The sequence below is a fragment of the Mycobacteroides sp. PCS013 genome (genome assembly GCF_049532645.1).
In the GTDB taxonomy this organism is placed as follows: domain Bacteria; phylum Actinomycetota; class Actinomycetes; order Mycobacteriales; family Mycobacteriaceae; genus Mycobacterium; species Mycobacterium gwanakae.
In genome coordinates this window covers 1,240,948-1,253,846 of sequence record NZ_CP150131.1, presented here as the reverse complement: position 1 = coordinate 1,253,846, position 12,899 = coordinate 1,240,948, and the positions used below count along the sequence as shown (strand labels likewise).

The window sequence follows — 12,899 nt, the reverse complement described above, 5'->3', positions numbered from 1 at the left end:
CGCCGAGCGCGTCACTGCATGCGCTCGGCGTTTTGGCGGAACTCGTTACTTGGGGCGGCCGACCTCGTAGGTGCCCTTGTCGTTCTGGAAGGTCACGGTGACCTGTCGCTTGGTGCCGTCGATGCTGACATCGCAGTTGAAGGTGGCGCCCTTCTTCACCTCGGGGTTCTGGCCATCGTTGCACTTGACGTCCTTGACGTTCTTGGCGCCGTAGCCATTGGTTTCGTCGGTGAGAACCTTGGTCACACCCTCCTGCGCCTTGTTGACGTCCAGAGTTGTGGTCATGGCCCAGCCAGGTGCCAGGAAGGCGGTAATCAGCACCACGATCAGGATCACCGCGGCCGCGACGATACCGCCGATGATCGCGATGGTCTTGGTGGAACGCTGCGGCTTTCCGGCGCCGAACTGCGGGAACGGCTGTCCCTGCTGCTGTCCGTACTGGCCCGGGTATCCACCCTGCTGTCCGTACTGTCCCGGCTGGCCGTAGGCGCCGGGCTGACCGAACTGGCTCGGCTCGCCGAACCCCGGCTGACTGGGCTGCTGGCCGAACTGGCTCGGATCCCCAAATCCACCGCCCGGGAATCCCGGCTGCTGGTACTGCGGATACTGCTGGCCCTGGCCATAGGCGGGCTGCTGCCAACTCGGTTCACCCTGCTGCGCCGGATCTGAGGATTGCGGTGTCTGCCACGGCTCTTGGCCTTGCCCAGGTTGGGGCGCCCACTGTCCGCCAGGTTCGGTTCCCTGTGGACCGCTCATCGTTCCTCCCGTGTCGCGACTTTGTTACTTACCGGTGTGTAAGAGGGTGCTGACGCTCCACCTTAGCGTTTGCTCGTCGTTATGTGCCATCAACGGCAACGACGCCACGCCGCACGTCGGCGACCGCGGCCCTCGCCACCGAGCGCACCCCGGCGTCCGGCGCTGCCTTGTTGATCTGGTCGAGCAGATCAACCACTTGCCGGCACCACCGCACGAAATCACCTGCCGGTAGCGCGGTGCCCGTATCACCGGCCGCCTCCAACGACGCCGCCAGATCACCGGTGGTCGCCCAGCGGTACACCGCCGCGACGAAGCCCTCATCGACCTCGCGCGTGGGCGCGAGCTGATGCCGCTGTTCGTCGTGACGCAACCGCGCCAGTGCCCGGTGGGTTTCGGCGAGCGCCGCGCGCAGCGCCGCAGTGGGCGCCTCCCCCGTCACCGATACCGCATCACCACGCGACTCGTACAGCACGGCCGAGGCCACGGCCGCCAGCTCCGCGGGTTTGAGCCCCGCCCACAGTCCGCGCCGCAGACATTCGGCCACCAGCAGATCGCTCTCGCTGTAGATACGGGCCAGCAGCATGCCGTCCTCGGTCACCTTCTTGCCGAGCTCGGAGCTGTCCTGGACGTATCCGCGTTCGGTCAGCAGCGTCAGGATGCGGTCAAACGTGCGCGCGAGTGAGTTGGTGGCGGCCGACACCTTCTTCTGCAGTTGTGCGTTATCGCGTTCGATGCGCAGGTAGCGCTCGGCCGTCCGCGCCAGTTCCTCACGGTTGGGCGCGTGGTGCACCGGATGTTCCCGGATTTCGCGGCGCAGCCGTTCGACCTCGACGCCGAGATCTGAACCATCAGTGCCCGAATCGTTCTTGCGCCCCTTCACGGGTTGCGGCCTGCGCACCCGGCCCTCGTCCAGTGCCGATCGCAGGGCTGACGCCACGTCACGGCGCACCTTGGGCTGGCGGTGCTCGACACGCTTGGGCAGGCTGATGGATCCGAGCGGTTCCGCGGTTCCTGAGTAGTCCGCCGATGAAATCCTTCCGGCCCAACGATGTTCGGTCAATACCAACGGGCGCGGGTCATCGTCGTCGTGGGCCGGCTCCAGCACGACGGCCACGCCATTGCGGCGGCCATGAGGTATCGCGATGACATCGCCGCGCTTGAGCGCCGCCAGGGCATCGTTGGCCGCACCGCGACGTTCCAGCCGCGAGGTACGCGCCGCCGCCCGCTCGCGCTCGGAGAGCCTGCCGCGCAACCGGACGTATTCCAGGACGGACCCGTCGTGCCCGTCAATCTCCTTGGCGATCTCGTCCAGCATCTTCTTGCCACGTTCGATACCGCGGACCAGTCCCACCACCGAGCGGTCGGCCTGGAACTGCGCGAAGGATCGCTCCAGTAGTTCGCGCGCCGGATCCGGGCCCATCCGGTGCACCAGGTTGATCGTCATGTTGTAGGACGGCGCAAACGAGCTGCGCAGCGGGAAGGTACGCGTGGACGCCAGCCCTGCGATCTCGCTGGGCTCCACCTCGGGCGTCCACAACACGACGGCGTGTCCCTCGACGTCGATTCCGCGTCGGCCCGCGCGCCCGGTCAACTGGGTGTACTCCCCCGGAGTCAACGCCGCGTGCTGCTCCCCGTTGAACTTCACCAACCGCTCCAGCACCACCGTGCGCGCGGGCATGTTGATACCCAATGCCAGTGTCTCGGTGGCAAATACCGCCTTCACGAGTCCCTTGGTGAACAGTTCCTCGACGGTGTGCCGGAAGACCGGCAGCATGCCGGCATGGTGGGCGGCGATCCCGCGCAGCAGCCCCTCACGCCACTGCCAGTAGCCGAGCACGTCCAGGTCTGCCTCGGGCAGCCCCTCGGTGCGGCGGTCGATGATGGCAACGATCTCCCGCCGGTCCTCCCCGGTGGTGAGGCGCAACCGGGATCGAAGGCATTGCGCCACAGCGCCATCGCAGCCCGCACGAGAAAAAATGAACGTAATCGCCGGAAGCAGGCCGTCCTCGTCGAGCCTGGTGATGACCTCGGGTCGCGATGGCGGGCGATAGAGCGTGGGGGGACGCCCGCCACGATCGTGCGGCCCCCGTCGGCGTGGGCGGTCGACGTCTGCGAAGCGATCGGCCTGGCGCCGCTGGGCTATGTAGCGGGTGAGCTCCGGGTCTACATCAGTTTTCTTGCCGTCGTAATCAAAGAGATCGAAGAGCCGCCGCCCGACCATGACGTGCTGCCACAACGGGACCGGCCTGGTCTCGTCGACCACGACGGCGGTGTCTCCGCGGACTGTCTTGATCCATCCGCCGAATTCCTCGGCGTTGCTTACCGTGGCCGACAGGCTGGCCAGGGCCACCTCTTCGGGCAGGTGCAAGATGACTTCTTCCCAGACCGCACCGCGGAATCGGTCGGCCAGGAAATGCACCTCGTCCATGACCACATACGAAAGACCATGCAGTGCTGGCGAATCCGCATACAGCATGTTCCGCAGCACCTCGGTGGTCATCACAACCACCGGGGCATCGGAGTTGATCGAGGAGTCTCCGGTAAGCAGGCCGACCTTCTCCGGTCCGTACACCGACACCAAGTCGTTGTGTTTCTGGTTGCTCAGCGCCTTGATCGGGGTGGTGTAGAAGCACTTGCGCCCGGCCGCCAGCGCCAGGTGGACCGCGAATTCTCCGACGATGGTCTTACCCGCGCCGGTGGGTGCACAGACCAGCACGCCGTGGCCGTTTTCCAGCGCCGTGCACGCGCGGACCTGAAAGGGATCGAGAGCAAAACTCAGCCCTTGGGAGAACGCACTGAGTTGGGTTCCGATGCTGGTCACTTGCCCATGTTGTCAAACCGCTCGGGAGGACCGATCGGTTCGGGCGCGGCAATAGCTTCGGGAGCATCCAAAGCCGAGGCCTCGTCATCGCCGAGCTCCTGCGCGGCCTCCCGTTTGGCCTTGCGTCTGTCGTGGATCCGGGCCACCTGGATGGAGAACTCCAGCAGCACCGTCAGCGCGAGGCCCAGCGCGGTCATCGTGAACGGATCCGATCCCGGGGTCGCGAAGGCCGCGAACACGAACAGTCCGAAGATGATGCCCCTACGCCAATTCTTGAGCTTGGCGTAGGACAGGATCCCAACGAAATTGAGCATCACGAGCAACAGCGGGAACTCGAAGCTGACGCCGAAGACCAGCAACACGTTGATCAGAAAACTGAAGTACTCGTCACCCTTGAGCCCGGTGACCTGGACGTCGCTGCCCACCGTCAAGAGGAAGTGCAGGGCCTTGGCCAGCACCGTGTAGGCCAAGAGCGCACCGGCGACGAACAGCACCGTCGCCGCGGTGACGAAGATGACCGCGAATTTGCGTTCGTTGCGATACAGGCCCGGCGTGATGAACCGCCAGATCTGGTACAGCCACACCGGGCAGGCCAGCACCACACCGGCGGTCAGACCTACCTTGAGGCGCAGCATGAACTGCTCGAAAGGCGCGGTCGCCAGCAGCCGGCAGGCCCCATCGGCGCTCAGATTGGCGCGCGCGCTGGCCGGCAGCGAGCAGTACGGTCCACGCAACCATTCACCGAGGCTCTCCACGCCGAACATCGCGTGCTCGTACCAGAAGAACCCGACGATGGTGGTCAGCAGGACGGCGGCCACCGAGATCAGCAGGCGGGTACGCAGCTCCTGCAGATGCTCGACGAGCGACATGGTGCCGTCGGAATTCTTGGGCTGTCTGGACTTTCGCTGCAGCCCAAGAGCACCCAGGACCTTATTCATGAACGCATGACCTATCCGGCCGGCCTATCGCGGCGGAACGCGGCTAGGCAGTGGGCTTGTGACCGGGAGTCGATTCGATCGGCGGTGCTTCCACCGCGGTAGCGGGTGGCACTTGCTGCTGCTCCACCGCTGGTGGGGCGTCGGCCGCCTTCGCAGAATTTCCCTCGTTTTGCAGTTCCTTGACTTCGGATTTGAAGATCCGCAGCGACTTACCCAGCGAACGCGCGAGGTCGGGCAGCTTCTTGGCACCGAAGAGCAGCGCGAATACGACAATTACGATCACCCAGTGCATGGGTTGTAGACCGCCCAATGTGGTCACCTCCTCTGGCGTCGTGTCTGCCTTGATGCTACCCCAGGGCTGATCGCGGTCAGCTGGCCTGATACGCCGCCAGCGCCGCCGCCGCGTCGGTACGCACCCGTCGCGCCAGGGATTCCGGCGCCAGCACCCGGATCGCCGAACCGAAACCGAGGATCAGCCGCGCCATCCAGTCCTCGGAGGCATAGGTCATGGCGGCCTCGACCGATCCATCGGCATGCTGGACACCGGTGGGCCGCATCGGGAAGTAGTCGAAGACCCAGGAGGCACCCGGCCCGACCAATACCGTCGCGGCCGGCAACGAGGGGTCCGCCTCGAACAGGCCGGTGTCGGTGGCCGTCTGGATCGCGGGCGCGGGGGGTGCCGAACGCTGGTCGAGAACCTCAGCCTGTTCGATCCTGTCGAACCGGAACAACCGCACCCCTTCGGAGGCGCGACACCAGGCCTCCAGGTAGCTGTGGTCCCCCACGACCGCGATCCGAATGGGGTCGACTATCCGCTCCGACAAGGCATCTCGTGATGCCGAGTAATACTCGATGCGCAGCGCCTTGCGGTTACGCACGGCCGAGCGGACGGCGGAGACCGCCTCGGACTCGACGGGAGTCGCCGCTGAAGCGTTCGATTCGGCGTCTGATTCTCGTCGCCCGAGCGTCTCATCGCCGGCCCCCGCGGCATCCTCGATCTTGGCGATAGCGCTGCGCGCAGCCTCCGGGTCGACGGTGCCGGGCATGTCCAGCAGGGCGCGCAGGGCGACCAACAGCGCCGTCGCCTCGGGCGAGGTGAGGCGCAGCGGACGGTCGATACCGGCCGAGAACGTGACCTCGATGCTCTCCTCGGAGAACGAGAGATCGATCAGGTCGCCGGGACCGTAACCGGGCAGGCCACACATCCACAGCTGGTTCAGATCGGCCATCAGCTGCTTGGTGGTGACGCCCAGATCCGCGGCGGCGTCAGCGGCACTGATACCCGGATTGGCCTGGAAGTACGGAACCATGTTGAGAAGCCGGGTCAGACGATTCGACAGCTCGGTCATGCCGTGACCCCCGCGTGCTCCTGAAGACGAGCGATGACCTCGTCGCGCACCTGCGCCGGCTCCAACGCGACCGCATCGGCGCCGTGGGAGGCGATCGAGCGGACCAGACGGTCGGGTGAGGCCACCTCGATCTCGACCACATCCCCGTCGCGCTCGCCCAGCCGGCGTGGCTCGACCATTGCGCCCATCCGGCGCAGCTCCTGGGCACGCCCATCGGCGATCCACACCCGCGCGGTGATACGCACCGGCCCATCGCCGACGGCCCTGGCCACGATGGCGCGCAGATCCACTCCGTCGGGGCGGCGCACTGTGCCCGGCTTTTCCAGCATCGTGACGTCCTCTCCGATGCGGGAGAGCCGGAACGTACGGGTGGCATTGCGGTCCCGATCGTGTCCGACCAGGTACCAGCGGCCGCGGTCGGTGATCACGCCCCACGGCTCCACGGTGCGCGTGACGTAGGGCTCGGCGCGTGAGGGCCGGTGTCCGAACTGCACTGCCTGACCGGAGTCGATGGCGGACAGCAGGATTCGCAACACCGATTCCGATCCACGACCACCGGGCATCGCTAGGTTTGACGTGGACCCCGCCACCGAAACGTTCTCGGCGGCGGGATCGACGTCCACGCCCGCCGCGCGCAGTTTCATCAACGCACCCTGTGCGGCGGTGACCAGTTCGGGCGACTGCCACAGCTGCGTGGCGACCGCAACAGCCGCGGATTCATCGGCGGTGAGAGTGATATCGGGCAACTCGTAGGCGTCGCGACGGATGCGGTAACCCTCCGTGGCGTCGAAGGACGACACTTTGCCCGTTTCCAGCGGGATGCCCAGGTCGCGCAGTTCGTTCTTGTCGCGCTCGAACATCCGGCTGAAGGCCTCATCGCTCGGCGAGTCCGAGTAGCCGGCCACAGAGGTGCGGATTCGTTCTGCGGTGACATAGGTGCGAGTGGACAGCAGGCAGATCACCAGGTTCATCAACCGCTCGACTTTGGAGATCGCCACGGCGGAAAGCTTAGAGGAAACCGGCACGTCAGCCCGGAGCGCATGCGGGAGTGTCCGAATGTTTGTTCGGACACGGCCCAAACGCCGAGCGCGAGCGCTACATGCTGGCGATGAGCCGTTCCACCCGCTCGTCGACCGACCGGAACGGGTCCTTGCACAGCACGGTGCGTTGCGCCTGGTCGTTGAGCTTGAGGTGCACCCAGTCGACGGTGAAATCGCGGCCGGCCTCCTGGGCGGCGGTGATGAAGTCGCCACGCAGCTTGGCGCGCGTGGTCTGCGGCGGCTGATCGACGGCGGCCTTGATCTCCTCATCGGTGGTGATGCGTGCGGCCAACCCCTTGCGTTGCAGCAGGTCGAACACGCCCCGGCCACGCTTGATGTCGTGATAGGCCAGGTCCAGCTGAGCGATCTTCGGGTCAGACAGCTCCATGTTGTAGCGATCCTGGTACCGCTGGAAGAGCTTGCGCTTGATCACCCAGTCGATCTCGGTGTCGACCTTCGAGAAGTCTTGGCTCTCAACAGCATCCAGCGTGCGACCCCAGAGTTCGACGACCTGCTCGACCTGCTCATTGGGTTCTCTGGTGTTGAGGTGTTCCACGGCCCGCGCGTGGTATTCGCGCTGGATGTCCAGCGCGCTGGCCTGACGCCCACCGGCGAGCCGGACCGGGCGGCGGCCGGTGAGGTCGTGGCTGACCTCACGGATGGCGCGGATCGGGTTGTCCAGCGAGAAGTCCCGGAATGCCACACCCGACTCGATCATCTCCAGCACCAGCGCCGCGGTGCCCACCTTGAGCATGGTGGTGGACTCGGACATGTTGGAGTCGCCGACGATGACGTGCAGGCGCCGGTACTTCTCGGCGTCGGCGTGCGGCTCGTCGCGCGTGTTGATGATGGGACGGCTACGCGTGGTCGCCGAGGACACACCTTCCCAAATATGCTCGGCACGTTGCGATAAGCAATAGGTCGCGGCCTTGGGCGTGAGCAGCACCTTGCCCGCCCCGCAGATCAATTGGCGGGTGACCAGGAACGGCAGCAGGACATCCGAGATCCGGGAGAACTCACCGGCCCGCACGATGAGGTAGTTCTCGTGGCAGCCGTACGAGTTGCCCGCGGAATCGGTGTTGTTCTTGAACAGGTAGATGTCGCCGCCGATGCCCTCGTCGGAGAGGCGCTGTTCGGCGTCGATGAGCAGATCTTCCAGGACGCGTTCTCCGGCGCGGTCATGGGTGACCAGCTGCACCAGGCTGTCGCACTCGGCGGTGGCGTACTCGGGGTGGCTGCCCACGTCGAGATAGAGCCGCGCGCCATTACGCAGGAAGACGTTGGAGCTGCGCCCCCAGGACACCACCCGGCGGAACAGGTAGCGGGCGACCTCGTCCGGGCTCAATCGCCGGTGGCCGTGAAATGTGCACGTGACGCCGAACTCGGTCTCGATCCCCATAATTCGACGTTGCACACCATCGAGCCTACTGGGTGAGGCCATCGACAGCGGGGAGGCTGGCCTTTCTCGAGGCCATCTGTCTGGGTATCTCAGCAGCACGACCGGCGATCCGATACGGTTCGGTTCGGGTTGGGCCCGGTTTCGTCCGCGCCCAATTGGCACACAACGACAGGTTTCGACAATGCATATTGCGCTGTTCACCGATCTTCACCCTGAGAGCCTGGGCGGGGCGCAGATCTCGGTGGCGCGCCAGCGTCACGGGCTGGAACGGCTGGGACACAAGGTGACGGTGTTCACCGCGCCGCTGGCCCACACCGTTGACCCCGACCCGAACGTCGTCGAGGTCAAGCCGGTGCCGTTCGTGGCCGAGGCGATGCGCAAGCTCGGCAAGCACGACGATTTCACCTTCGTATGGCCCGGAGCGGCGAACAAGGAACTGATCGATCGGGAGCTTCGTGCCCGCGGGCCGATCGACATCATCCACAGCCAGGGCGACCTGGGCGTCTGCATCGCCGGCGTGGAAGCGGCCCGCCGTAATGGCATCCCGGTGGTGCAGACCAAGCACACCCGGTACGACGTGTACTTCGAAAAGGCCAGCCCCAACCCCCTGCTGTTGGCGTGGATCTTCAGCCAGATGCAGGAGCGCCATCTACCCAAGGATTTCCACCTGACGACGGTGCAGGAATCGGCCGCGTCGCGGCGGGCATGGCAGCTGATGATGGCCCAGGCGCAGGCGGTGGATCACGAGATCACCCCGACGACACACTTTGCCCAGGCCCTCACCGACCGCGGGCTGCGCCGGCCGATTTCGGTGGTCTCCAATGGCGTGGACGACGAGCTGGTGGACATCGCCCGTGAAGCCGCGGACGACAAGCCGACCGACGACGAGCCGCTACGGCTGATCTGGTGCGGACGGCTGTCCCCGGAGAAGCGGGTGCTGGAGGCCGTGAAGGCCGCCACCCAGGTCCAGAACTGTGTCATGGACATCTACGGCGACGGCCACCTCGAGCACGCCATCAAGAAGTACGTCGATTCACACGGAGCTTCGCACCGCATCAGGCTGCGCGGTCGGGTCAGCCAGGACAGCTGCCTGGCGGCGATGGGAGCCAGCAGCGCCCTACTGTTCACCTCCTACGGTTTCGACACCCAGGGACTGGTTCTGCTGGAGGCGATTTCGATGTCGACTCCGGTGATCTTCTGCGACGAGATCCTGGGTGAGTCGGTACCCGACGGCGGTGGCCTGGTCACCGAGAACGAATCCGTCGAGGCCATTGCGAAGGCCATCCGGGCGTTGGCCGATGACCGCGCCAAGCTGCGGCAGATGACCGAGGTGGTGGCCGCGCACCAGGACGAGCCGCGGCAGTCGCTGCAGACCGAGAAGATTGTCGCCATCTACAACGATGTGTTGAAGAAGGCCAACGCCTGACCCCGTGAGGCCGCATAGGCTGGCCGGGTGGACTTCTCCGAATACTCCCGATACGACGCCACCGGCCTGGCCGAGCTGGTGGCCACCAAGCAGGTCACCCCGGCCGAACTGCTCGCCGCGGCCCGCGCCCGCGCGGTAGCGGTCAACAACAAGATCACTGCCATAGTCCGGACCATTCCGGAGGCGGATAAACAGGTCGAGGGCGAGCTGAGCGGTCCGTTCGCGGGGGTTCCTTTTCTCATCAAGGACCTCGGCCAGGACTACAAGGGCCACCCGACATCGGGAGGGTGCCGGGCGCTGTCCACCCTTCCCGCGCCGGAGCATTCCACCATCGTGCAGCGGTGGCTCGACGCCGGTCTGGTCATCTTCGGCAAGACCAACACCCCCGAGTTCGGCTCGAAGGGCATCACCGAGCCGGAACTTTTTGGGGCTAGCCGTAATCCGTGGGATCTGGACCGCACACCCGGCGGATCATCGGGTGGCTCCGCGGCCGCCGTCGCGGCGGGAATCGTGCCGGTGGCCGGTGCCAGCGACGGCGGCGGGTCCATCCGCATCCCCGCGGGATGTTGCGGTCTGGTGGGCCTCAAGCCAGGGCGTGGCATCACTCCGATGGGTCCGGCGGCCGGCGAACCCATGCACGGTGCGGCCGTGAGCGGCACGGTCTCGCGCACCGTCCGCGATACCGCCGCGATGCTCGACGTTATTGCCGGACCGGATGCGACGTCGCCGTACCTGCCTGCCATACCCGAGGATTCGTACGCCTCGCAGGTGGGCAGGGATCCCGGAAAGCTGCGGATCGGGGTGCGCATCCCGACCGTCATCACCCCCAATCCCGATCCGGCGGCAGCCGCCGCGGTCGAGGCCGCGGTGCGTGTCCTGACGCATCTGGGCCACGAGGTGGAAGAGGTGAGCGCCCCGTATGACGATGGGCAGCTGGCACGCGACTTCCTGCTGACCTGGTTTGTGCACGCGGCCTACGAGGTGGACGACACCAAGCGGCTAACCGGAGCCGGTGACGAAGGTTTCGAACGCGACACCCTACTCATCGCCGCGCTGGGCCGCGCCACCAACGGCCCCGATTATGTTGCGGCCGTGGAGCGCCGGCACAACTATGTACGGGAACTGGCCGCCTTCTTCGGCGACTACGACCTGTTGCTCACGCCCACGCTTGCCAAGGTCCCGCCGAAGATCGGCGAGTTCGACCTTCCGGCACCCTTGGCGGCAGTGTCCGATCTGTTGTTGCGCACCAAGACGGCCCGCGTGCTCAAGTACGCCAACATCGTCGACAGCATGATCAACGACAATCTCGGCTGGGTTCCCTATACCCAGTTGGCGAATCTGACTGGGCGCCCCGCGATTTCCCTGCCGCTCTATCAAACGCCGAAGGGTCTGCCCCTCGGTGTGCAGTTCGTCGCCCCACTGGGCGGCGAATCACTGCTCATCCGGCTGGCCGCCCAGTTGGAGGCAACCGCACCGTGGGCAGACCGCCGGCCCACGCTCTAGCGCGGTAGTGTGGACGCCGGGCGTGCAGGAGCGCCCGGTGTCCGCCCGAAGAGGCTCAGCCTCCCTGCCTTGCTTGTACTGGTTTACCGACCTCTTCTCACACCTGGTCTCGCGGACATCGGGCACACGAGAGGAGGCCGTCATGGCCAGCACCCTTCCCACCAATCCGTCACTTGATCGCCTCCGCGATGAGGCGCGCGGACTGCAGCGCGCGATGCGAGCCACCGATCTTGACGCGGCCGGCGTGGTGCGTCAACACCATCCACGTCCGGATATCGCCTTGGCGGGTGAACAATTCGCGCTGCACGATGCCCAGCTGACCGTGGCCCGCCGCTACGGATTCACCGGCTGGCCCGCGCTCGTGCACTATGTGGAGCTTGCCGCCGGACTCAGCACCGATCCGAGCGCGGTGTCCGAAGCGGCGCTCGACACGGCCGACCGATTCTGCGCTCTGGCATCGCTGCGATACGACGAGGACGATGAACCGCCCCGTTGGCAGGCGGCCGCGGACCTGGTGGCCGCCGATCCCGCGCTGGTAGATCGGCATGTATGGGCGGCCGCCTCGGCCGCCGACCCGGCCGCACTCGCACGACATCTGGCGGCGCACCCAACACTAGCGAGCACGAATGGTGGTCCATACCAATGGTTTCCGCTGATGTACCTGTGCTATGGCCGTGCGCCATTGGGTCGCACGGAGCAGCAGACGGTGGCTGCCGCGCGCCTGCTTCTGGACGCCGGCGCCGATCCGAACGCGGGATACCTCTGGCGCGGTCTGTCCACTCCGTTCACCGCGCTGACGGGGGTGTTCGGCGAGGGTGAGCAAGGGCCGGGACGTCAGCCCCGGCACCCCTTCGCCGAAGCGCTGGCCACCGTTCTGCTGCAGCGCGGCGCACACCCGGTGGATCAGCAGGCCCTCTACAACAGGATGTTTCGCCCCGACGATTCGCATCTGGAGCTGCTGTTCGCCCACGGGCTGGCCGATGCCGGGGCGAGCCCGTGGGAACTCCGCCTGGGCGAGGCCATGGAGACCCGTCAGCAGATGTGGCGGCGGCAAGTCGACTGGGCCGCCGAGCACGGGTTCTCCGACAGGCTGGAACTGCTCGCACGGCATGGAATCGACACCGCGGGCGCCACCGTCGTGGTACCCGCCTTCCCTACCGACGTCAATGCCCGCGACGACGAAGGCGCGACGCCGCTGCATCACGCCGCCTGGGCAGGTGACCTCGGGTTGATCCGAAGGCTTCTGGACGCAGGAGCCGATCGCACAATCGCCGACAACCGTTTCAGCACAACGCCGCTGCAATGGGCAGAGCACGCGTACCAAATGGAGGCGGCAAAACTACTGCGGGATACCGGACATGGATAGGCGCCGGATCAGGCGGAGTCCCTGAGTCGCTGCACGTCGTGCTCGACGCAGCCCACCTCGTCGGCCGCCTGCGTAACCGATAGAGCGGGATTCAGCAGAATCCGCAGTTCACTGGGGGTAAAGGTCGGCTCGATTTCCCAGGGCGCATGATCCCACCCGGTTTCACTCATGCCGACGAAGAGTTCTTCGCTCATTTTCGATCCTCAGAACAAGGAGAATTAAGAACGGGACACCACCATGAGGGCCCAGCTGAGGTGAGCTTCTTCGCCCACCCGTGACGTATGCCAGTAATGCTAGCCGC

11 protein-coding genes are annotated in these 12,899 nt (G+C 65.9%); 3 read left to right on the top strand and 8 right to left on the bottom strand.

Annotated elements, in window-relative coordinates; genetic code table 11:
- Nucleotides 1-45: 45 nt before the first annotated feature.
- The 7 genes from RHO23_RS06140 to pafA form a co-directional block, all read right to left on the bottom strand.
- Entirely contained in the window at nt 46-756 is a 711-nt protein-coding gene (locus RHO23_RS06140; RefSeq protein ID WP_057964732.1) for a DUF4333 domain-containing protein, read from the bottom strand.
- A 79-nt stretch (nt 757-835) separates the two neighbouring features.
- A complete protein-coding gene (locus RHO23_RS06135) occupies nt 836-3,577 on the bottom strand; it encodes a DEAD/DEAH box helicase (protein ID WP_423488808.1) in 2,742 nt (913 codons plus the stop codon).
- Entirely contained in the window at nt 3,574-4,446 is an 873-nt protein-coding gene (gene tatC / locus RHO23_RS06130) for a twin-arginine translocase subunit TatC (protein WP_070917108.1), read from the bottom strand. The genes RHO23_RS06135 and tatC overlap by 4 nt, the downstream gene beginning before the upstream one ends.
- Nucleotides 4,447-4,558: 112 nt before the next feature.
- Complete coding sequence (tatA, locus tag RHO23_RS06125) at nt 4,559-4,825, bottom strand: Sec-independent protein translocase subunit TatA (RefSeq protein ID WP_044104701.1); 267 nt, start codon at nt 4,823-4,825, stop codon at nt 4,559-4,561.
- Nucleotides 4,826-4,883: 58 nt separating this feature from the next.
- On the bottom strand, nt 4,884-5,864 hold the full coding sequence (locus tag RHO23_RS06120) for a helix-turn-helix transcriptional regulator (RefSeq protein WP_070942464.1): 981 nt from the start codon (nt 5,862-5,864) through the stop codon (nt 4,884-4,886).
- The gene (locus tag RHO23_RS06115) at nt 5,861-6,862 is read right to left on the bottom strand and encodes a helix-turn-helix transcriptional regulator (RefSeq protein ID WP_423488807.1); all 1,002 of its coding nucleotides are present in this window, start codon (nt 6,860-6,862) and stop codon (nt 5,861-5,863) included. Before RHO23_RS06115 ends, RHO23_RS06120 begins: the two co-directional genes overlap by 4 nt.
- A gap of 97 nt (nt 6,863-6,959) precedes the next feature.
- Entirely contained in the window at nt 6,960-8,318 is a 1,359-nt protein-coding gene (gene pafA / locus RHO23_RS06110) for a Pup--protein ligase (RefSeq protein WP_030095624.1), read from the bottom strand.
- A gap of 166 nt (nt 8,319-8,484) precedes the next feature.
- On the opposite strand from pafA, the gene RHO23_RS06105 reads away from it, so the two are divergent.
- The 3 genes from RHO23_RS06105 (at nt 8,485) to RHO23_RS06095 (ending at nt 12,598) form a co-directional block, all read left to right on the top strand.
- Entirely contained in the window at nt 8,485-9,729 is a 1,245-nt protein-coding gene (locus RHO23_RS06105) for a glycosyltransferase (protein WP_030095623.1), read from the top strand.
- Nucleotides 9,730-9,756: 27 nt separating this feature from the next.
- Nucleotides 9,757-11,232 carry an amidase gene (locus tag RHO23_RS06100; RefSeq protein ID WP_423488806.1) on the top strand — a complete coding sequence of 492 codons (1,476 nt, stop codon included), beginning with the start codon at nt 9,757-9,759 and terminating at the stop codon, nt 11,230-11,232.
- A gap of 142 nt (nt 11,233-11,374) precedes the next feature.
- The gene (locus RHO23_RS06095) at nt 11,375-12,598 is read left to right on the top strand and encodes an ankyrin repeat domain-containing protein (RefSeq protein ID WP_064408637.1); all 1,224 of its coding nucleotides are present in this window, start codon (nt 11,375-11,377) and stop codon (nt 12,596-12,598) included.
- A gap of 8 nt (nt 12,599-12,606) precedes the next feature.
- On the opposite strand, the gene RHO23_RS06090 is transcribed toward RHO23_RS06095, so the two are convergent.
- Complete coding sequence (locus RHO23_RS06090; protein WP_057968018.1) at nt 12,607-12,792, bottom strand: hypothetical protein; 186 nt, start codon at nt 12,790-12,792, stop codon at nt 12,607-12,609.
- Nucleotides 12,793-12,899 lie beyond the last annotated feature (107 nt).

Bases quoted from the DNA above. Each gene is read 5' to 3' on its own strand.
- RHO23_RS06140 (WP_057964732.1), bottom strand. From the start codon at position 756: ATGAGCGGTCCACAGGGAACCGAACCTGGCGGACAGTGGGCGCCCCAA.
- tatC (WP_070917108.1), bottom strand. From the start codon at position 4,446: ATGTCGCTCGTCGAGCATCTGCAGGAGCTGCGTACCCGCCTGCTGATC.
- RHO23_RS06120 (WP_070942464.1), bottom strand. From the start codon at position 5,864: ATGACCGAGCTGTCGAATCGTCTGACCCGGCTTCTCAACATGGTTCCG.
- RHO23_RS06105 (WP_030095623.1), top strand. From the start codon at position 8,485: ATGCATATTGCGCTGTTCACCGATCTTCACCCTGAGAGCCTGGGCGGG.
- RHO23_RS06095 (WP_064408637.1), top strand. From the start codon at position 11,375: ATGGCCAGCACCCTTCCCACCAATCCGTCACTTGATCGCCTCCGCGAT.
- RHO23_RS06090 (WP_057968018.1), bottom strand. From the start codon at position 12,792: ATGAGCGAAGAACTCTTCGTCGGCATGAGTGAAACCGGGTGGGATCAT.